This window comes from Rhodoferax sp. (genome assembly GCF_028689295.1).
Taxonomy (GTDB): Bacteria; Pseudomonadota; Gammaproteobacteria; order Burkholderiales; family Burkholderiaceae_C; genus Rhodoferax.
This window is the reverse complement of the sequence record NZ_JAQTWL010000012.1, coordinates 66,500-84,008: the sequence shown is the minus strand read 5'-3', so window position 1 is coordinate 84,008 and position 17,509 is coordinate 66,500. Positions and strand designations below refer to the sequence as shown.

At 62.4% G+C, this 17,509-nt stretch carries 16 protein-coding genes; 11 read left to right on the top strand and 5 right to left on the bottom strand.

Features of this window, described 5'->3' with window-relative positions; genetic code table 11:
* The first annotated feature begins 2 nt into the window (after window positions 1-2).
* Genes ribBA through PHF15_RS11540 form a run of 8 tightly spaced genes read left to right on the top strand, consistent with a single transcriptional unit; the run spans window position 3 to window position 5,828 of the window.
* Complete coding sequence (gene ribBA, locus PHF15_RS11575) at window positions 3-1,118, top strand: bifunctional 3,4-dihydroxy-2-butanone-4-phosphate synthase/GTP cyclohydrolase II (protein WP_300121306.1); 1,116 nt, start codon at window positions 3-5, stop codon at window positions 1,116-1,118.
* Window positions 1,119-1,155: 37 nt separating this feature from the next.
* Entirely contained in the window at window positions 1,156-1,632 is a 477-nt protein-coding gene (gene ribH, locus PHF15_RS11570; RefSeq protein WP_300121305.1) for a 6,7-dimethyl-8-ribityllumazine synthase, read from the top strand.
* On the top strand, window positions 1,629-2,156 hold the full coding sequence (nusB, locus tag PHF15_RS11565; RefSeq protein WP_300121304.1) for a transcription antitermination factor NusB: 528 nt from the start codon (window positions 1,629-1,631) through the stop codon (window positions 2,154-2,156). The genes ribH and nusB overlap by 4 nt, the downstream gene beginning before the upstream one ends.
* An 8-nt stretch (window positions 2,157-2,164) precedes the next feature.
* Window positions 2,165-3,349 (top strand): pyridoxal phosphate-dependent aminotransferase, encoded by a 1,185-nt coding sequence (locus tag PHF15_RS11560; RefSeq protein ID WP_300121302.1) that lies wholly within the window; start codon window positions 2,165-2,167, stop codon window positions 3,347-3,349.
* Window positions 3,346-3,774: a tol-pal system-associated acyl-CoA thioesterase gene (gene ybgC / locus PHF15_RS11555; RefSeq protein WP_300121300.1), complete on the top strand. Its 429-nt coding sequence runs from the start codon at window positions 3,346-3,348 to the stop codon at window positions 3,772-3,774. Before PHF15_RS11560 ends, ybgC begins: the two co-directional genes overlap by 4 nt.
* A gap of 18 nt (window positions 3,775-3,792) precedes the next feature.
* A complete protein-coding gene (gene tolQ / locus PHF15_RS11550; RefSeq protein WP_300121298.1) occupies window positions 3,793-4,485 on the top strand; it encodes a protein TolQ in 693 nt (230 codons plus the stop codon).
* Between the two features lie 2 nt (window positions 4,486-4,487).
* Window positions 4,488-4,916: a biopolymer transporter ExbD gene (locus PHF15_RS11545; protein ID WP_300121296.1), complete on the top strand. Its 429-nt coding sequence runs from the start codon at window positions 4,488-4,490 to the stop codon at window positions 4,914-4,916.
* Between the two features lie 12 nt (window positions 4,917-4,928).
* Window positions 4,929-5,828, top strand: a complete 900-nt coding sequence (locus tag PHF15_RS11540; RefSeq protein WP_300121294.1) for a cell envelope integrity protein TolA — start codon at window positions 4,929-4,931, stop codon at window positions 5,826-5,828.
* A 9-nt stretch (window positions 5,829-5,837) separates the two neighbouring features.
* Here the strand turns inward: PHF15_RS11540 and dnaE are convergent, their stop codons facing one another.
* Window positions 5,838-9,401: a DNA polymerase III subunit alpha gene (gene dnaE, locus PHF15_RS11535; protein ID WP_300121293.1), complete on the bottom strand. Its 3,564-nt coding sequence runs from the start codon at window positions 9,399-9,401 to the stop codon at window positions 5,838-5,840.
* Between the two features lie 95 nt (window positions 9,402-9,496).
* On the opposite strand from dnaE, the gene PHF15_RS11530 reads away from it, so the two are divergent.
* The gene (locus PHF15_RS11530; RefSeq protein WP_300121292.1) at window positions 9,497-10,153 is read left to right on the top strand and encodes a response regulator transcription factor; all 657 of its coding nucleotides are present in this window, start codon (window positions 9,497-9,499) and stop codon (window positions 10,151-10,153) included.
* Here PHF15_RS11530 and PHF15_RS11525 read toward each other — a convergent pair.
* Genes PHF15_RS11525 through PHF15_RS11510 form a run of 4 tightly spaced genes read right to left on the bottom strand, consistent with a single transcriptional unit; the run spans window position 10,129 to window position 15,750 of the window.
* Window positions 10,129-12,078: an ATP-binding protein gene (locus PHF15_RS11525; RefSeq protein ID WP_300121291.1), complete on the bottom strand. Its 1,950-nt coding sequence runs from the start codon at window positions 12,076-12,078 to the stop codon at window positions 10,129-10,131. The two genes, PHF15_RS11530 and PHF15_RS11525, sit on opposite strands and share 25 nt — an antisense overlap.
* A complete protein-coding gene (locus PHF15_RS11520; RefSeq protein WP_300121290.1) occupies window positions 12,075-13,025 on the bottom strand; it encodes an ABC transporter substrate binding protein in 951 nt (316 codons plus the stop codon). The genes PHF15_RS11525 and PHF15_RS11520 overlap by 4 nt, the downstream gene beginning before the upstream one ends.
* A 14-nt stretch (window positions 13,026-13,039) precedes the next feature.
* Window positions 13,040-15,013 carry a TonB-dependent receptor gene (locus tag PHF15_RS11515; protein ID WP_300121288.1) on the bottom strand — a complete coding sequence of 658 codons (1,974 nt, stop codon included), beginning with the start codon at window positions 15,011-15,013 and terminating at the stop codon, window positions 13,040-13,042.
* Between the two features lie 56 nt (window positions 15,014-15,069).
* The gene (locus PHF15_RS11510; protein WP_300121286.1) at window positions 15,070-15,750 is read right to left on the bottom strand and encodes an ABC transporter ATP-binding protein; all 681 of its coding nucleotides are present in this window, start codon (window positions 15,748-15,750) and stop codon (window positions 15,070-15,072) included.
* 46 nt (window positions 15,751-15,796) lie between these two features.
* On the opposite strand from PHF15_RS11510, the gene PHF15_RS11505 reads away from it, so the two are divergent.
* The gene (locus tag PHF15_RS11505; protein WP_300121284.1) at window positions 15,797-16,429 is read left to right on the top strand and encodes an arylesterase; all 633 of its coding nucleotides are present in this window, start codon (window positions 15,797-15,799) and stop codon (window positions 16,427-16,429) included.
* Entirely contained in the window at window positions 16,426-17,496 is a 1,071-nt protein-coding gene (gene mnmH / locus PHF15_RS11500; protein ID WP_300121281.1) for a tRNA 2-selenouridine(34) synthase MnmH, read from the top strand. Before PHF15_RS11505 ends, mnmH begins: the two co-directional genes overlap by 4 nt.
* The last annotated feature ends 13 nt before the right edge of the window (window positions 17,497-17,509 follow it).

The window sequence follows — 17,509 nt, the reverse complement described above, 5'->3', positions numbered from 1 at the left end:
CCATGACCAAGTCACATCTGTCAGGCATTTCCCCCGTCGAAGACATCGTTGCCGAGCTGAGCGCCGGGCGCATGGTCATCCTGGTCGATGAGGAAGACCGCGAAAACGAGGGCGACCTGGTGATGGCCGCCGAGCACGTGACCGCCGAGGCAGTCAATTTCATGGCCCGTTTTGGCCGTGGTCTGATCTGTTTGACGCTCACTCGCGACCATTGCGAGCGGCTGCAGCTGCCGCCCATGACGGCGCGCAATGGCGACAAAAAAGGTACTGCGTTCACGGTCTCGATCGAGGCCGCCGAGGGCGTGACCACCGGCATCTCGGCGGCCGACCGCGCCCGCACCATCCAGGCGGCCGTGGCCAAAAATGCCAAGCCCGAAGACCTGGTGCAGCCCGGCCACATCTTTCCCTTGCAGGCCGTCGAGGGCGGGGTGCTGATGCGCGCAGGCCACACCGAGGCCGGTTGCGACCTGGCCGCCATGGCGGGATGCACACCGGCGGCCATGATCTGCGAGATCATGAAGGACGACGGCACCATGGCGCGCTTGCCCGACCTGCAGTTGTTTGCCAAAGAGCATGGCCTCAAAATTGGCACCATTGCCGACTTGATCCACCACCGCAGCCGGATGGAATCGCTGGTGGAGCATCTCGGCGCCCGGCCGCTCAACACCGCGTTTGGCGAATTCACCGCCCACGCTTTCAAGGACAAAACGGCGCACGGCGTGCACCTGGCGCTGGTCAAGGGCCAGTGGACTGAAGATGAAGCCGTGCTGGCGCGCGTGCATGAACCGCTGTCGGTGCTCGACGCGCTGGAAGTGGGCCGCACCATGCATTCCTGGAGCCTGGACGCCAGTCTGGCGCGCGTGGCGGCCGAGGGCAAGGGCGTGGTGGTCTTTTTGAACTGCGGCGAGAGCGGCAAGCAATTGCTGGCCCAGTTCGACGGCACGGCCAGAGCGACTCACGGCCCCGAGCGCGGCCGCATGGACTTGCGCAGTTACGGCATTGGCGCGCAAATTTTGCGCGAGTGCGGTGTGCACAAAATGAAGCTGCTGGGCAACCCAAGACGCATGCCCAGCATGGCTGGTTATGGCCTTGAAATTGTGGGCTACGTGACGCCCTGACTCCCCGACATTAAAAGTACCTGACAGGAAAACTCCCATGCTGAACGCAGACCAGGGCACGCTCGCTGCCAACGACCGCCGCCTCGATGGCAAAAAACTCACGATCGGCATTGTGCAGGCGCGCTTTAACGCGGACATCACCGGCGCGCTGGCCGCTGCCTGCCAGGCCGAACTGCTGAAGCTGGGCGTGGCAGCCCGGAACATCACCCTGGTGCAGGTGCCCGGCGCGCTGGAAATTCCGGTGGCGCTGCAGGCGATGGCCGAGCATCTGAAATTCAACGCGCTGATTGCGCTGGGCTGCATCATCCGCGGCGAAACTTACCACTTCGAACTGGTTGCCAACGAATCGGGCGCCGGCGTGAGCCGCGTGGCGCTGGACTACCAGGTGCCCATTGCCAACGCCATCCTGACCACCGAAGACATGGCTCAGGCCATGGCCCGGCAAACCGACAAGGGCCGCGATGCGGCCCGCGTGGCCGTGGAAATGGCCAATTTACTGGAAGAGATTGAATGAGCGAATCGAGCCACCCAAAGCCTTCCACGCGGCCGCCCCGCCAGCCTCGCAAGGGCCTGACCAGCACCGGCGCACGCAAGGCCGCCAGCAAGTCCGACCGCTCCCGCGCGCGCGAATTTGCCCTGCAGGCGCTGTACCAGGTATTGGTGGGCAAAAACGACGTGGCCGATGTGGATGCCTTCACCCGCGACCTGGCGGGTTTCAGCAAGGCCGACAGCGTGCATTTTGACGCCCTGCTGCACGGCTGTGCCGAACAGGCCGAAGGGCTGGATGCGCTGATCCTGCCGCTGCTGGACCGCAAGCTGGCCGAAATTTCGCCGGTGGAGCACGGCGTGATGTGGATTGGCGCCTACGAGCTGCAGCACTGCCTGGATGTGCCCTGGCGCGTGGTGCTCAACGAATGCGTCGAGCTGGCCAAGGAGTTTGGTGGCACCGACGGCCACAAATACGTGAACGGCGTGCTCAACGGGCTGGCCCGGCAGCTGCGCCAGGCCGAGGTGGCCGCCGACCAGGGTGCCCACTGAACGAAAAAATGCGCATTTCCCGGCGCGCCGAGCGCATTGAACCTTTTTACGTGATGGAAGTGGCCAAGGCGGCCAGCGCCGTGGCGCAACAGGTGGCGCAGTCTGAGTCGCCGATGATTTTCCTGAACATTGGCGAGCCCGATTTCACCGCGCCGCCACTGGTGCAGGAAGCGGCTGTGAAGGCCATTCACGAAGGCCTGTCGCATTACACCCCGGCCACCGGGCTGCCGGAACTGCGCGAGCGCATCAGTGCCTGGTACGCCAGCCGGTTCGGCGTCAAGGTGCCTGCCGGGCGCATCGTGGTCACCGCCGGCGCCTCTGCTGCCCTGCAGTTGGCCTGCCTGGCGCTGATTGAGCGCGGTGACGAAGTGCTGATGCCCGACCCGAGCTACCCCTGCAACCGGCATTTTGTGGCCGCAGCCGACGGCGCGGCGGTGCTGATCCCGACCACGGCCGGGGAGCGTTTTCAGCTCAGCGCCGACAAGGTGGAGCAAGCCTGGAACGACCGAACACGGGGTGTGTTGCTGGCCTCGCCGTCCAACCCCACCGGCACCTCGATTGAACCCGACGAACTGCGCCGCATCCATGCGGTCGTGCAGGCGCGCGGCGGCATCACGCTGATCGACGAAATTTATCTGGGCCTGAGCCATGACGACCTGTATGGCCACACCGCGCTGGCGCTGGACGACCAGATCATCAGCATCAACAGCTTCAGCAAATACTTCAACATGACCGGCTGGCGCCTGGGCTGGATGGTGGTGCCGGAAAACCTGGTGCCTGTCATCGAGCGGCTGGCACAAAACCTGTTCATCTGCCCCAGCACCATTGCGCAATACGCGGCGCTGGCCTGCTTCGAGGCCGAGAGCCTGGCCGAGTATGAGCGCCGACGCGCCGAGTTCAAGGCGCGGCGCGACTATTTCATCCCGGCCCTCGACGCGCTGGGCTTGAGCGTGCCAGTGATGCCCGACGGCGCTTTCTATGCCTGGGCCGATTGCTCGGCCGCCTGCGCCCGGCTGGGCGTGAACGGCAGCTGGGACCTGGCCTATGAGTTCATGAACCGGTCCCACGTGGCGGTGACGCCGGGGCTCGACTTCGGCCACTTTGATACCGGGCATTTCATCCGTTTTTCGACGGCCAACTCGATGACCCAGCTGCACAGCGCCATCGGTCGGCTCAAGGCCTTGCTGGCATGAACAAACCGTCCGTGAGCAAAGAGGTATTTAGCTGGCCGGTGCGCGTCTATTGGGAAGACACCGACGCCGGCGGCATTGTGTTCTACGCCAATTACCTGAAGTTTTTCGAGCGCTCGCGCACCGAATGGCTGCGCGCCAAAGGCATCAGCCAGCAGGCCCTGAAAGATGTCACCGGCGGCATGTTCGTGGTCAGCGATGCCCAAGTGCGCTTCATCCAGAGCGCCAGGCTCGACGACGAACTATTGGTTACAACTTCGCTGCTGGCTGCGGGGCGTGCGTCCATGACAATCCATCAACAGGCCCTGCGGACCAACGCCGCCGGCCCGGTGCTGCTGTGCGAAGCCACCATTCGCGCCGGCTGGGTGAACGCCCACACGCTCAAACCTGACAGAATTCCAGCCCGGATCATCGATGCTCTGACCTGAACCCAACCTAAGCCAAGAATGAACCAAGACCTCTCCATCTTTCAACTCGTGCTCAACGCCAGCCTGGTGGTGCAACTGGTGATGCTGCTGCTGATCACGGTGTCGGTGGCCAGTTGGGCCGCCATCTTTCGCAAACTGTTTTCGCTGGGCAAGGTCAAGCAGCTCAACGACACTTTTGAGCGCGACTTCTGGTCGGGCAGCAGCCTGAACGACTTGTTTGCAGCGGCCGCCCAGAACGCGCGCAACGGCGGTCCCATGGAACGCATTTTTGCCAGCGGCATGCGCGAATACCAAAAGCTGCGCGAGCGCCACATCACCGACGCCGGCACCCTGATGGACGGCGCCCGGCGCGCCATGCGCGCGAGCTTCCAGCGCGAAATGGACGTGGTGGAGACACACCTGTCATTTCTGGCCTCGGTCGGCTCGGTGTCGCCCTACGTGGGTTTGTTTGGCACCGTGTGGGGCATCATGCACGCCTTTACCGGGCTTGCCGCCCTCACCCAGGTGACGCTGGCCACCGTGGCGCCGGGCATTGCCGAGGCGCTGGTGGCCACCGCCATCGGCCTGTTTGCGGCGATTCCGGCCGTGGTGGCCTACAACCGCTTTGCCCGCGACATCGACCGCATCGCGATCCGGCTGGAAACCTTCATCGAGGAGTTTTCCAACATCCTGCAGCGCAATGTGGGCGCGCAATCGGCTTCGGGGCACTGATCGTGGCCGCCGTCGTCAGCCGCGGCCGGGGCCGCCGCACCATCAACGAGATCAACATGGTGCCCTTCATCGACGTGATGCTGGTGTTGCTGATCATTTTCATGGTCACCGCGCCGCTGATCGCGCCCAGCATGATCAGCCTGCCCAGCGTCGGCAAGGCCGCCAGCCAGCCTGACCAGGTGATCCAGATCGTGATCGGCAAGGACGAGGCGCTACGGCTAAAGCTCAAGGACAAGAGCATCACCAGCACCGGCATCAGCCTCAAGGAAATCACCAGCGCCGTGCAGCAGGCGCAGGCCGGCGTGCCCAATACTGCCGTGGTCATCAGCGCTGACAAGGCCGTCAAATACGAGGCCGTGGTGCTCGTCATGGACGCCTTGCAGCGCGCCGGCATTGCCCGCGTGGGTCTGTCGGTGCAACTGGCACCTTGATCCGTTTTTGCCATGCACACAGCGGCTGAGCGACTGGAATTTTCCCCACCTGACACCCCCGGGGTGGTTCGCGCCTTCATGCTGGCGCTGCTGGCGCACGGGCTGCTGGTGGCCGCCCTGACCTGGGGCGTGCGCTGGCAGCGCGACGCGCAAATCGTCAATGTCGAAGCCGAACTCTGGGCCGCCGTGCCGGTGGCTGCCGCCCCCAGGCTGCAAGAGCCGATGCAGGAGCTGCCGCCCGAACCGCTGCCGCCCGAAAAGCCGCAGGTCGTGGCCAAGCCCGCGCCGCTGCCGCCACCCGTCGCAGAGCCGCCCAAGGTGGACATTGCACTGGAGCAGGAAAAGCGGCGCCTGCAAAGGCAAAGACAACTTGAGCTTGAAAAGCAGCAGGAGAAGCTCAAACAGGACAAGCTCAAGCAGGCCAGGTTGCAGCAGGAAAAATTGAAAGTGGAGCAACTCAAGGCCGACAAGCTGAAGCAGGCCCTGGCCGAAAAAACCAAACTGGCGCAGGAGAAAAAGCTGGCCGAGCAACAGGCCAAACAGCTCAATGCCCAGCGGGTGAAGAATCTGCAGCGCATGAGTGGCCTGGCCGGCGCAAGCGGTGCGCCCGGCGCCACCGGTACGGCGCTCAAATCAGCCGGTCCCTCGGCCAGTTATGCCGGACGCATCATTGCCCGCATCAAGCCCAACATCGTGTTCACTGAAGCCATCAGCGGCAACCCGACGGCAGAAGTCGAGGTGCACGCCGCGCCCGACGGCAAGATTCTGGCGAGCAAACTCACGAAATCGAGCGGTGTGGCAGCGTGGGACGAAGCGGTGCTACGAGCCATCGCCAAGACCGAAGTCTTGCCGCGCGACACCGATGGCCGCGTGCCCTCGCCGCTGGTGATCAGCTTCCGGCCCAAAGATTAGCCGGCGCTATCACTCGTAAACAATTTCGGCCGTGCCGGGTGCCGCCTGCGCCCACCAGCTCGCCAGCGCGGCATTGCTGGGGTAGAAGCGGGCTTGCTCGCCCAGCTGCAACTCAGCTTGGGCGGCGCCCTCATCGCCCTGGCAGTTCAAGGCCAGTCGCACGCTTAAGCCCCGCCATAACTCGCCCTGCTCGGTCAGTTCTTTTTGTGCCGGAAAGTCTTTTAACAGCCGTGCCATGTCGAGTTTCAGACCCTGCGGACCGGTGCAGGCGCGCACGCGCAGGTATTTGCCGAAACGGCAGCGTGCCTGCTCAAGGTCCCAAATTTGCGTCACGTTGAGCTGCATGCCGCCCGAAAAACGATCGGGCTGCTGCTTGCCCATGACGATGATCAGCTCGTCGTCCTTGAGCAGGTCCTTGTGGGCGTTGATCAACGCTTCTTCGACCCGGGCGTCAATCACCCCGGACGCGTCGTCAAGCTTGAACAGCGCCAGTTTGCCGCGCTGGCCATTGACCACCCGCAAGTCGGTGATGATGCCCGCCACCAATTGCGGCTCGCGGGTGTCGATCAGGTCGGCAATCGCTCGCTTGGCAAAGCGGCGCACCTCGGTCACCACCTCGTCGAACAAATGCCCGGACAAGTAAAAGCCCAGCGCGGATTTTTCATACACCAGACGCTCCTTCACGCCCCAGGGCGTGGCCGGCACCAGCTCGGGCTCTTGCGTGCTGGAACCGTGCGCGTCGCCATCGTCCAGGTCGAACAGGCTGCACTGGTTGGCGTTGGCCAGCGCGGCGGCGCCAAACTCGAAGGCCAGATCGACACTGGCCAGCAGGCTGGCGCGGTTGAGATCAAGTGCATCGAAAGCGCCAGCCTTGATCAGCGCCTCCACAGTGCGCTTGTTGATGCGGCTGCGATCGACCCGCGCGCAAAAATCGAACAGGCTCGTGAACGGCCCGACCGTGTCGCCATTGGGGCCGACGCCGCGGCCCTGGCGCGCCGCCACGATGGCCTCGATGGCCTGCTGGCCGCTGCCCTTGACGGCGCTCAGGCCGTAGCGGATCACGGTGTCGGAGACCGGCTCGAAACGCCCCACACCCCGGTTCACATCGGGCGCCTCGAACGTCAGGCCCATCTTGAGCGCGTCTTCGAGCAGCACCTTGAGCTTGTCGGTGTCGTCCATTTCCACTGTCATGTTGGCGCAGAAGAACTCTGCCGCGTAGTGCACCTTGAGCCAGGCCGTGTGGTACGCCAGCAGCGAGTAGGCGGCGGCATGCGACTTGTTGAAGCCGTAGCCGGCAAATTTTTCCATCAGGTCGAAAATTTCATCGGCCTTGGCTTGATCGATGTTGTTTTTGGCGGCGCCGTCGCGAAAGATCTGACGATGCTCGGCCATCTTGGCCGCGTCTTTCTTGCCCATGGCGCGGCGCAGCAGGTCGGCGCCACCGAGCGAGTAGCCCCCCAGGATCTGCGCGGTCTGCATCACCTGTTCCTGATACACCATGATGCCGTAGGTCTCGCTCAGCATGTCAGCCACCAGCGGGTGCGGGTACTCCACCGGCTCGCGACCGTGCTTGCGCGCCACGAAGCTCGGGATCAGGTCCATCGGGCCGGGTCGGTAAAGGGCGTTGAGCGCGATCAGGTCTTCCAGCCGGGTGGGTTTGGCGTCCTTGAGCATGCCCTGCATGCCACGGCTTTCAAACTGGAACACGGCCTCGGTCTTGCCCGTCTGGAACAGCTTATAGACGGCTTCGTCATCGAGCGGCAGGTTCTCATAGGCAAAGTCTTCCTGGCCTGGATGGCGCTGGACGATAAATTCGCGGGCCAATGCCAGAATGGTGAGCGTGGCCAGGCCCAAAAAGTCGAACTTGACCAAGCCCACGGCTTCGACGTCGTATTTGTCGTACTGGCTCACCGCAGAATCGCTGCCAGGCTGCTGGTAAAGGGGGCAAAAGTCGGTGAGCTTGCCAGGCGCAATCAACACCCCGCCGGCGTGCATCCCGACATTGCGGGTCAGGCCCTCCAACTTGCGCGCCAGTTCCAGCAGCGTGCGCACATCCTCCTCTTTGGCCTCGCGCTCCGCCAGTATCGGCTCGGCCTCGACGGCATAGACCAGCTTGTCGTCGGGCTTGCGATCGGCCGGCGGCAGTTGGAGCGTGACCGCCACGCCGGGCTTGTTGGGAATGAGTTTGCTGATGCCGTCGCAAAAGGTGTAGCTCATGTCGAGCACCCGGCCCACGTCGCGAATCGCCGCGCGCGCCGCCATGGTGCCAAAGGTGGCGATCTGGCTGACCGCGTCCTTGCCGTATTTTTCTTTCACGTAGTCGATCACGCGGTCGCGGTTGCCCTGACAAAAGTCGATGTCGAAGTCGGGCATCGAAACCCGCTCCGGGTTCAAAAAGCGCTCGAACAGCAGGTTGTAGCCCAGCGGGTCGAGGTCGGTGATCTTGAGTGCGTAGGCCACCAGCGAACCGGCGCCGGAGCCGCGCCCGGGGCCGACCGGGCAACCGTTTTTCTTGGCCCAGTTGATGAAGTCGCCGACGATCAGAAAGTAGCCGGGAAAGCCCATCTCAAGGATGGTTACCAGTTCAAATTCGAGTCGTGCCAGGTAGCGTGGCATTTCCTTGTCGCGCTGCACCGGGTCGGGGTACAGGTGCGCCATGCGCTCTTTCAATCCTTCGTGCGAGGCGTAGCGAAAGTAGTCGTCGGCAGCCATCACCACGCCATCGACCGGCGGGATCGGGAAGTCGGGCAGTTGCGGCATGTCGAGCACCAGACTCAGGTTGCATCGCCTGGCAATCTCCACGCTGTTGGCCAGTGCCGAGGGAATATCGGCGAAAAGCGCCTGCATGTCCGCCGTCGATTTGAAATACTGGTCGCGCGTGAAGCGGCGCACGCGACGCGGGTTGGCCAGCAGTTCACCCTCGGCAATACAAACACGCGCCTCATGCGCCTCAAAATCCTCCGGCGCCATGAACTGCACCGGGTGCGTCGCCACCACCGGCAGGCCCGAGCGCAGCGCCAGTTGCACCGCCGCCGCCACCTGGGACTCGTCTTCGGGGCGGCCGGCGCGCTGCAGTTCCAGATAAAAGCGGTGGGTAAACACACCGGCCAACTGCAGCGCGGCGTCGAGCGCACGCGCCTCGTCGCCCTGCAGCAGCGCCTGGCCCACCGGCCCGGCTTGCGCGCCAGACAGGCAGATGAGCCCGCCATTGAGCTCCCTGAGCCAAGCCAGCGTGACCGTGGCCTGCGCCTTGCCGCCATTTTGTGTCCAGGCGCGCGCCAGCAGTTCGGACAGATTCAGGTAGCCGGGGTGGTTTTGCACCAGCAGCAGCACACGTGACAGTTGCCCTGCTTCCTTGCCCAGGCCCTCCAGCCAGATCTCGGCGCCGATGAGCGGCTTGAGGCCGCGCTTACGCCCTTCCTTGTAAAACTTGATGGCACCGAACAGGTTGCTCAGGTCGGTGATGGCCAGCGCGGGTTGGCCGTCGGCAGCGGCCGCCTTGACCACTTCGTCGATGCGAGTAGTGCCGTCGATGACAGAATATTCGGTGTGCAGGCGTAAGTGAACGAACATGGGTCTTCTTGTATGATAAATAGAGCGGATCAGCCCTTGTAGGCTTCAATCTGCTTTTCAAAATTGGATTGTATGAACACCCCAAGGCGCAAATCGTGAAGATTCTCGTGGTTGACGATCATGTTCTGGTCCGGGAAGGGCTGTGCCAAGTGCTGCAAGGGATCCATCCTGGGGAAGCCACCGAGGTACTGCAGGCAGCCACTTGCTCCCGGGCCTTTGAGCTGGCCCATTTCAATCCGGATCTGGACCTGGTGCTGCTCGATTATCGGCTGCCCGACATGAGTGGCCTGACGGCCCTGGAAATATTCGGCCAACGGCACCCGGAGCTGCCGGTCGTGATTTTGTCAGGCTCGGCCAATCCCAGCGTCATCCAGCAAGCGCGGGACCTCGGGGCGGCTGGTTTTGTCACCAAGTCCAGTTTGAGCGACACCATGCTGACGATATTGCGCAAGATTTTGGCGGGTGAAACTTACCACCCGTCCAATTTCAGTCCGTTGGGCGAAGAAATTTATGGTGCCCACATCAAAACAAGCGCACCGCCTGTGCTCAGCCCGCGCCAGCAAGATGTGCTTGGCTTGCTGCTCAGCGGCCTGACCAACCGGCAAATCAGTGAGCAACTGTCGATGGGCGCTGAAACCGTGAAGTTTCATGTCAGCAATATATTGCGGATCTTTGGCACCAGCACCCGGACCCAGGCCGTGCTGGCGGCCAAACGCTGGGGCTATGATCAGCTTTCGTCGCGCAGTCCCTGAACTGCCAGCAAGCGGTTCATCAAGCTGCGCAATTTGGCCGGGCGCACCGGCTTGTGCAACAAGGTCAATTGCGCGGCCTGCGCCGTCTGCAGCAGCTCGGGATCAGTGTCCGCACTGATGAGGCAGGCGGGCACCTGGCGGGCCAGCTGTCGGCGCAGTTGCACAATCACCTCCATACCGTGAGTGGCACCGTCGAGTCGGTAATCGCTGATGATCAGCTCAGGCACAAAACCGTTTTGAAGCACCTGCTTCGCGTCGTTCAGGCCATTCGCCTGGGCCGCCTGGTAACCCCAGCTTTGCAACAGGCCGACCAGGGCCTCGCGCGCCAGATCGTCGTCTTCGACAACCAGCACGGTGCAGCCTTGTCCACCCTGTTCCTGGGGCGCTTCGGCCAGTGTCGACAAGGCCTGCGCTGTCGGACGTGCCGCCATCGGCAGCGTCAGGCGCAAGCGGGTGCCCACCCCGAGACGTGACGCAAGCTGCAAGGGATGATGCAGCAATTGACAGCTTCGCTGCACAATGTTGAGGCCCAGGCCCAGACCCTTGCCGCTCTGGCGCTCGGGATTGCCGACCTGATAAAACTCTTTGAACACCGCCTGCTGATGTTCTGGCGCAATGCCCAGGCCGCTGTCCCAGACTTCGATGTTCACGAGCGTGGCCGAACTTGTGCGCCGGCAAGCCACCACCACGCCGCCCTTTTCTGTGTAACGCAAGGCATTGCCCATCAGGTTGAGCAAAATCCGGTAAAGCAGGACCGGATCGCTTTGCACCCAAACCGGGCAGGGACGGATGTGGAGCCTCAGGCCCTTGTCGAGCGCGATCGGCGCCAGATCCTGATCGAGGCGGTCGAACAGGTCCATCAAGGGAAACTGTTGCAGCCTGATCTGGACAGCTTTGGACTCCAGACGAGAGATGTCGAGCAGGCCGTCGAGCAAATTTTGCAGCGCGCGCACCGAAGCCTCAAGGTTGCCAATCAGGTGACGGGTTGGCCCATCATGCGAAAGTTGGGCCAGGCGGGCGACAAACATGCCCAACGCGTGGATGGGTTGTCGCAAATCGTGACTGGCGGCCGCCAAAAATCTGGATTTGGCCTGCGTTGCCTGCTCGGCGTCTTCCTTTTTTTCACGCAAGGCTTGCGTGACCGTGGCCACTTTTTTCTCCAGGTCCTGCTGCACATGGGCCAGTCGATCTGACATGCGCATCAGGTTTTCCTGCATACCGTACAGCGGGTCATGCACCGGTGTAAACCTCTGCACCCGGGCGGCAGCGGCAAAATCACCATGCCCGATGCGCTCGATCAAATTCGACACCCGCATCGTTGGGCGGATCACACCAGCGCTGAGCCTGACCGCCAGCACCGCCCCGAACAAGATTCCCAAAGCACTGATCAGCCCGCCCAAAAGCAAGATATCATTTTTTTTCTTTGTCACCGACTGGCGTGAAAACTTCACAACCACCTGACCCAGAGGCGCCGCTTGTGCGCTGTTGGCGTTGTTTGAATCTTCATACACATCGTCCAGCTTGAGGCCGTTGGCATACACCGTTTGCTGTATGACATGGAGCGCCTCCTGGTCACCCAAAATTTGCGCTGCCAAATTGGTGACGGTCGGCACGCCTGCGCTGCCGGCATCGCCCGCGCTGGCCTGAAGGCGCCCCTCCCGGTCCAAAATTCCGACCCAGCGCAAGTCAGGCTCACGCAAAGCGCCGCGGGCAATCGTCTGCAATTGCAACTGATTGGCTGCAAACAGGCCAAATTCACTGGCCAAGGCAAGCTGGCGAGCCACGGCGCTGGTGCGCGTCTGGTAGCTGTCGTTGATGTCTTCAAAACGATTCATCAGGAACACGCCCGACAGCAGCAGACCGAGCAGCATGACGGGCAGCAGTGCCGCCAACAGCATCCGCTTCCGGATATCAAGCGTTTTCATGGCCGCTGCTCCTGTCGTTTCAATGCCAGCCGAAGTGACGGGGCATCCAGCGACAGCCCAAACACCCTGGCCACCTGCTCGTTGACGCTGATTTCAAAATCGTCCGGCTCCACCGCCTGCTCTGGCAGCGAGCGCATGGCCAGCACTTCGAGCACCCAATGGGCAGCTTGGGTGCCCGCCTGGACCGGAGTGCTGTACAAGGCGAGCAGCGCGCCGGCACGCACATAGGCAGGCGAAAAAGCGACCATGGGAACATTGGCCCGGATCGTGGTCAACAGGATGTTCTGAATGCTGTTGCCGTTGAATACCAGCGGATCGGCCTGTGCCAGCAAAACACTGCTGTCCTCAAGGACAGACTGCAAGGCAGAAAACAGCACGCTGTCGTCCTCCACCCGGGCTACCCGCAGAGCCAGGCCGTTGGCACCGGCGGCCGCCAGCAAAGCAGATGCCCTGAACCAGGAATCGGGTCCCAGCAAGACGCCAACATGCCTGGCGCGTGGCAGTGCCAAGCGAATCAAGGCCATCTGGCGCTGCAGTGGCTGATCCAGATAAACCGCATTGAACTGAGGCGAAAGCTTGCGTCCGGTTTCGCGCAGCACACGCTCAAATCCGCTGCGCGGAACCAGGGCACTGAGCACAGGCGCTTTCAGGCTGGATTTGCCCATGGCCGCAGACGCCTGCGTGCCAAGCGCCACCCAGACCTTGGGAGTCGTCAGGCTTGCCTCGGGCATGTTGGCCAAGTCAGCCGGGTTGTACAGCTGAATCGAGGAACGCGGCACACCCTGGCTCTCAAGCTGCCTGATCAGGGCCTGGGCGGCGTCCATGTAGGGGGCGCTGGTTTGACTGCTGACAATGGCCACCCTGACTCCGGGCGCCTGCGCCTGCGCTAGCCAGGACAACAGGCTCAGGGTCAGCCCGATGAGGAACACATGCCAGCGCAGGGTCATGCAGAAGTCAACACTCAGTTATCGAGCCGCAGGGTGACATAGGCGCGCCGCTCGAATGCAAACGACTCGAAGAAGTCGGCTTGAGCAGACCCCTGGTTTTGCACCGTGAGCGCGACTTCACCCGCGTGTCGGCCAAAACGAAGAGGCTTGCTCAGGCGCCAATCGGTTCGGGTGATGAATTGTTTGTACTTACCTGATCTTTGCAGCCTGAAAGGGTTGCTGTTCTGATGACTCATGGAAAAACTCCAGCCTCCGGAGAATTGTTGAGAGAAGAACAGGCTGCTGGCAGAGTCCGGCATCGTGTTAGGTAATTCTTCGTTGGTCGGTTGGCCAGGAAGAACCAATTTTGCAAAGGTCTGATTGAAACCCAACTGGGCACCCGGCCAGGGGCGGCCCTTCCACTGAAACTCCAGGCCGCGCAACGAAAGGTTGTCGCCATTGACGTAGTCAACGACGCCGGGAAAGAACCGGTCTTCAACCTGCGCCGTATATTTTTTGGATTGAATCAAACCGCTCATGTACTCATCAAAAATACGAACATCAAGGCTTGAGTTCAACCAGGAAAAACTGCCGTAGTAGCCAAGCTCGCGGGTGAGCACCGTCTCGGGAGTCACGTCGCCGCGCGCCAAAAAAGTGATTTTCAATACTTTGCCGTTGACCGTGTAGCGAATATCGCTATCGGTCTCGAACACGCTGGGCGGTCGGAACGACCTGGCCATGCCGGCGCGCAGTGTCTGGCCGGGCATGACGTGCCAGTTCAGCATCAGCCTGGGCGCCAAACTGGAACCGCTGGCACTGCTGTGCTCGGCCATGGCACCTGCATTGAGCAACAGCTCGGGGTGCAGGCGCCATTCGGCATGAGCGAACAGGCGCCCGAAATCGGTCACCAGTGGCTCGGGCGCGTGGTACAGCGGCAGCGAAGTCACCGACTCGCGGCGCAGTTCTGCTCCCCAGACCATGCGCACATCCTGGCCCAGCCGCACCGTGTGCTGCGCCGTCAGGGAATCGTTGCGAGCAGTGCCGCTGGAATCAATATCCAGTCCGGGAATCGGCAGGAAAGGCGCAACATCGCGGTAGGTTTCCTGATTGTGAGCAAACATCAGGGCCAGGTCCTGCTCGGGGCTGAGCACCTTGTTCCAATCGATTTGCACAAAACCGGAATCATAGGAGGTGTCGCGCAAGGGTTCGTCCACCTTGTTTGCAAAGCCACGCCCGGCAGCGATGTCCATCCAGCCGGCACGCACCTGGACCTCGGTGTCGCCCGACACGCGCCAGTCCGACCTGAAATTTACACGCCTGACCCGGTTGTGGCCGTTGGACCCGGACAATCCGTCGTCGCCCTGCTGGTCGATGCCAAGCCGCATGCCGCTGTTCTCGAAGCGCCAGCCCAGCCCGAGCCGGGTGTCCTTGATGCCGTTTTCGCCTTGACTGACCTTGGCCGTGACCCCCAGGGAGGCCAAGGTGTTCCGGGTCACGATATTGACCACGCCAAGCATCGCGCGCGCACCGTAAGTCGCCGAATTGGATCCACGCAACACCTCGATGCGCTCGATGTCTTCCAGCGCAATCGACATCAGGCCTGGTGCAACGCTGCCGACCACATAGGTCGAGTAAACCGAGCGGCCGTCCACCAGCACCTGGATCCGGCCAGAGTAAAGACCAAAAACACCGTGGTAACTGGCCTGCGGCGCATCAGCTTCAAAAGCCATGCTGGTTTGGAAACCAGGCACCAGCCGCAGCAGATCCGGCACATCGCGGGCGCCGGAGCGCCTGATCATGTCGCGGTCCAGGATGGTGACCGCACCCGGTGTTTCGTCCAGGCGCTGCGGCAGTCGCGACACCGACAGCACGATCGGCATCTCGGCGAGAAAGTCGTTTTCTGAAACCCCCGTGACGCTCTGCGCCCATCCCGCGGACGCGCCCAGCAGCCAGGCCAGACCAAGCAGTGGGAAAAATTGGCTCGAAATGGCGTGTGAATTATTTTTCATGCCCCCATTCTGCCTCCTCACATGCCTGTTTTGGCTGACAACGTCGCCGTCACGATTCAGACCGGGCTTGCCACCACCCTGCCCGCTTCGATCGTGATGCTGCGCGTGCAGCGTTCTGCCATGGCGCGGTCATGGGTGACCAGCAAGAGCGTGGTGCCTAGCTCGCGGTTGAGGTCAAACATCAGGCTCATCACCTTCTCGCCGGTGGCAAAGTCCAGACTGCCGGTGGGCTCGTCGGCCAGCAACACGGCGGGTTGCACCACAAAGGCCCGCGCCAGCGCCACCCGCTGCTGTTCGCCGCCCGAGAGCACCTTGGGGTAATGAGCGAGGCGCTCGGCCAAGCCCACGCGCGCCAGCATCTCGGTGGCCAGCTTGCGCGCCTGACGACGGCCCGCAAGTTCGAGCGGCAGCATGACGTTTTCCAACGCCGTCAGGTTGCCCAGCAATTGAAAACTCTGGAACACAAAACCGAGCTTCTCGGCGCGCAGCGCGGCACGGTCGTCCTCACTCATGGCAAACAGGTCCTGTCCGGCCAGACGCACGGTGCCGCCGCTGGGCGTGTCCAGGCCGGCGATGATCGACAACAGCGTGCTCTTGCCCGAGCCCGAAGCACCGACAATAGCCACTGTTTCACGCGACTGCAGGGCAAAATCGATGTCCTGCAAAATCTCCAGGGTGCCGGTGGCATCGGTCACCGACTTGAATACGTGCTCTACCGAGATGATGACATCAGACATGAACTTTTCTTTGCAACAAATACATTTAAACCGACGCCACTGTATCGTGATCGCGGCAATCCTCGCTGGCAGCGGGATTTGCAGCAGCGCGCTGGCCGCTGCCAGCTCGCCGGCGCGCCCCGCCAACACCATTCTGGTGCTGGGTGACTCCTTGAGCGCTGAATACGGCCTCAAGCGCGGCAGTGGTTGGGTGGGGTTGCTGGAGCAGAAACTGAAAACCGAGAAAATCAGCGCCAAGGTGGTGAATGCCAGCATCAGTGGCGACACTACCTCGGGCGGCCGTGCCCGTCTGGGCGCCTTGCTGATGCAGCACCAGCCCACGCTGGTGGTGATCGAGCTCGGTGCCAATGATGCACTGCGCGGCTTGCCGCTCGCCCTGACCAGCGACAACCTGCTGGCCATGACGCGCCAGGCGCAGCATGGTGGCGCCCGGGTGCTGTTCCTGGGCATGCAGATGCCGCCCAACTATGGCCGCGACTACGGTCAGCGCTTTGCCGACATGTATGCCGAGGTGGCCAAATCCACTCGGGCATCGCTGGTGCCGTTTTTACTCAAGGGCATCGCCGATGCACCCGACAGCATGGCGTGGTTTCAGGCCGACCGCATCCACCCCAGGGAAGAAGCCCATCCGCGCATGCTGGCCAACGTCTGGCCTGCGCTCAAGAAAGGCCTGCGATGAGTCTGACGCCTCTCAGCGCGGCCGAGGTCATTGCCCGGCTGGCCGACTTCGATGCCATCATCGATGCCCGCAGTGAAGCCGAGTACCTTGAAGACCACCTGCCCGGCGCCATCAACTGGCCGACGCTGAACAATGCCGAGCGCATTGAAATCGGCACCCTGTACAAGCAGGTCAACCCCTTTGAAGCCCGCAAACGCGGCGCGGCAAAAGCCGCGCGCAACATCGCCGCCCACATCGAGCGCGAAGTGATCGACAAGCCGCGCGACTGGCAACCGCTGGCCTACTGCTGGCGCGGCGGCCAGCGCAGCGGCTCGCTGGCACTGATCCTGAGCCAGATCGGCTTTCGCGTGACACTGGTGGAAGGCGGCTACAAGGCCTTCCGGGCGGCGCTGTTGCACGACACCGTGGCGCGCGTGCCGGGCTTTTCGTTCAGGGTGATTTGCGGCCCAACCGGCAGCGGCAAAACCCGGCTGCTGCAGGCGCTGGCGGCACAAGGGGCGCAGGTGCTCGATCTGGAAGCGCTGGCCAACCATCGCAGCTCGGTACTGGGCGCCATGCCCGGACTGGCGCAACCGACGCAAAAACGCTTTGACACGCTGATCTGGGAGCGCTTGCGCAGTTTCAATGCTGCACTGCCAATTTTCGTTGAAAGCGAAAGCAAAAAAGTTGGCAATTTGTCGGTGCCCACGGCCTTGATCGAGGCCATGCGCAGCAGCCCCTGCCTGAACCTGCAACTGCCCGATGCCGAACGCGTGGGGCTGTTGCTGGAAGACTATGACTACCTGACGCGCGATGTGGAATATTTCTGCAACCGTTTGTCGGCCCTGGTGGTGCTCAGAGGCCGCGCCGTGGTGGAACGCTGGCAAGACCAGGCCAGGACGGGGCAATTTGCCGAGGTGGTGCTGGAATTGCTGCAGCAACATTACGACCCGGCCTACCTGCAGTCGATGCAGCGCAACTTTGTGCAATTTGGCCAAGCCGGGAATCTGAACCCGGCAGACCGGTCAGCAGCTTCCATGGCAAAGTTGGCGAACCAACTGATGACAAGCCAGTCAGAACCAGCCTGACACGGGCGCGTTC

Bases quoted from the DNA above. Each gene is read 5' to 3' on its own strand.
- ribBA (WP_300121306.1), top strand. From the start codon at position 3: ATGACCAAGTCACATCTGTCAGGCATTTCCCCCGTCGAAGACATCGTT.
- ribH (WP_300121305.1), top strand. From the start codon at position 1,156: ATGCTGAACGCAGACCAGGGCACGCTCGCTGCCAACGACCGCCGCCTC.
- nusB (WP_300121304.1), top strand. From the start codon at position 1,629: ATGAGCGAATCGAGCCACCCAAAGCCTTCCACGCGGCCGCCCCGCCAG.
- PHF15_RS11560 (WP_300121302.1), top strand. From the start codon at position 2,165: ATGCGCATTTCCCGGCGCGCCGAGCGCATTGAACCTTTTTACGTGATG.
- ybgC (WP_300121300.1), top strand. From the start codon at position 3,346: ATGAACAAACCGTCCGTGAGCAAAGAGGTATTTAGCTGGCCGGTGCGC.
- tolQ (WP_300121298.1), top strand. From the start codon at position 3,793: ATGAACCAAGACCTCTCCATCTTTCAACTCGTGCTCAACGCCAGCCTG.
- PHF15_RS11540 (WP_300121294.1), top strand. From the start codon at position 4,929: ATGCACACAGCGGCTGAGCGACTGGAATTTTCCCCACCTGACACCCCC.
- dnaE (WP_300121293.1), bottom strand. From the start codon at position 9,401: ATGTTCGTTCACTTACGCCTGCACACCGAATATTCTGTCATCGACGGC.
- PHF15_RS11525 (WP_300121291.1), bottom strand. From the start codon at position 12,078: ATGAAAACGCTTGATATCCGGAAGCGGATGCTGTTGGCGGCACTGCTG.
- PHF15_RS11520 (WP_300121290.1), bottom strand. From the start codon at position 13,025: ATGACCCTGCGCTGGCATGTGTTCCTCATCGGGCTGACCCTGAGCCTG.
- PHF15_RS11515 (WP_300121288.1), bottom strand. From the start codon at position 15,013: ATGAAAAATAATTCACACGCCATTTCGAGCCAATTTTTCCCACTGCTT.
- PHF15_RS11510 (WP_300121286.1), bottom strand. From the start codon at position 15,750: ATGTCTGATGTCATCATCTCGGTAGAGCACGTATTCAAGTCGGTGACC.
- mnmH (WP_300121281.1), top strand. From the start codon at position 16,426: ATGAGTCTGACGCCTCTCAGCGCGGCCGAGGTCATTGCCCGGCTGGCC.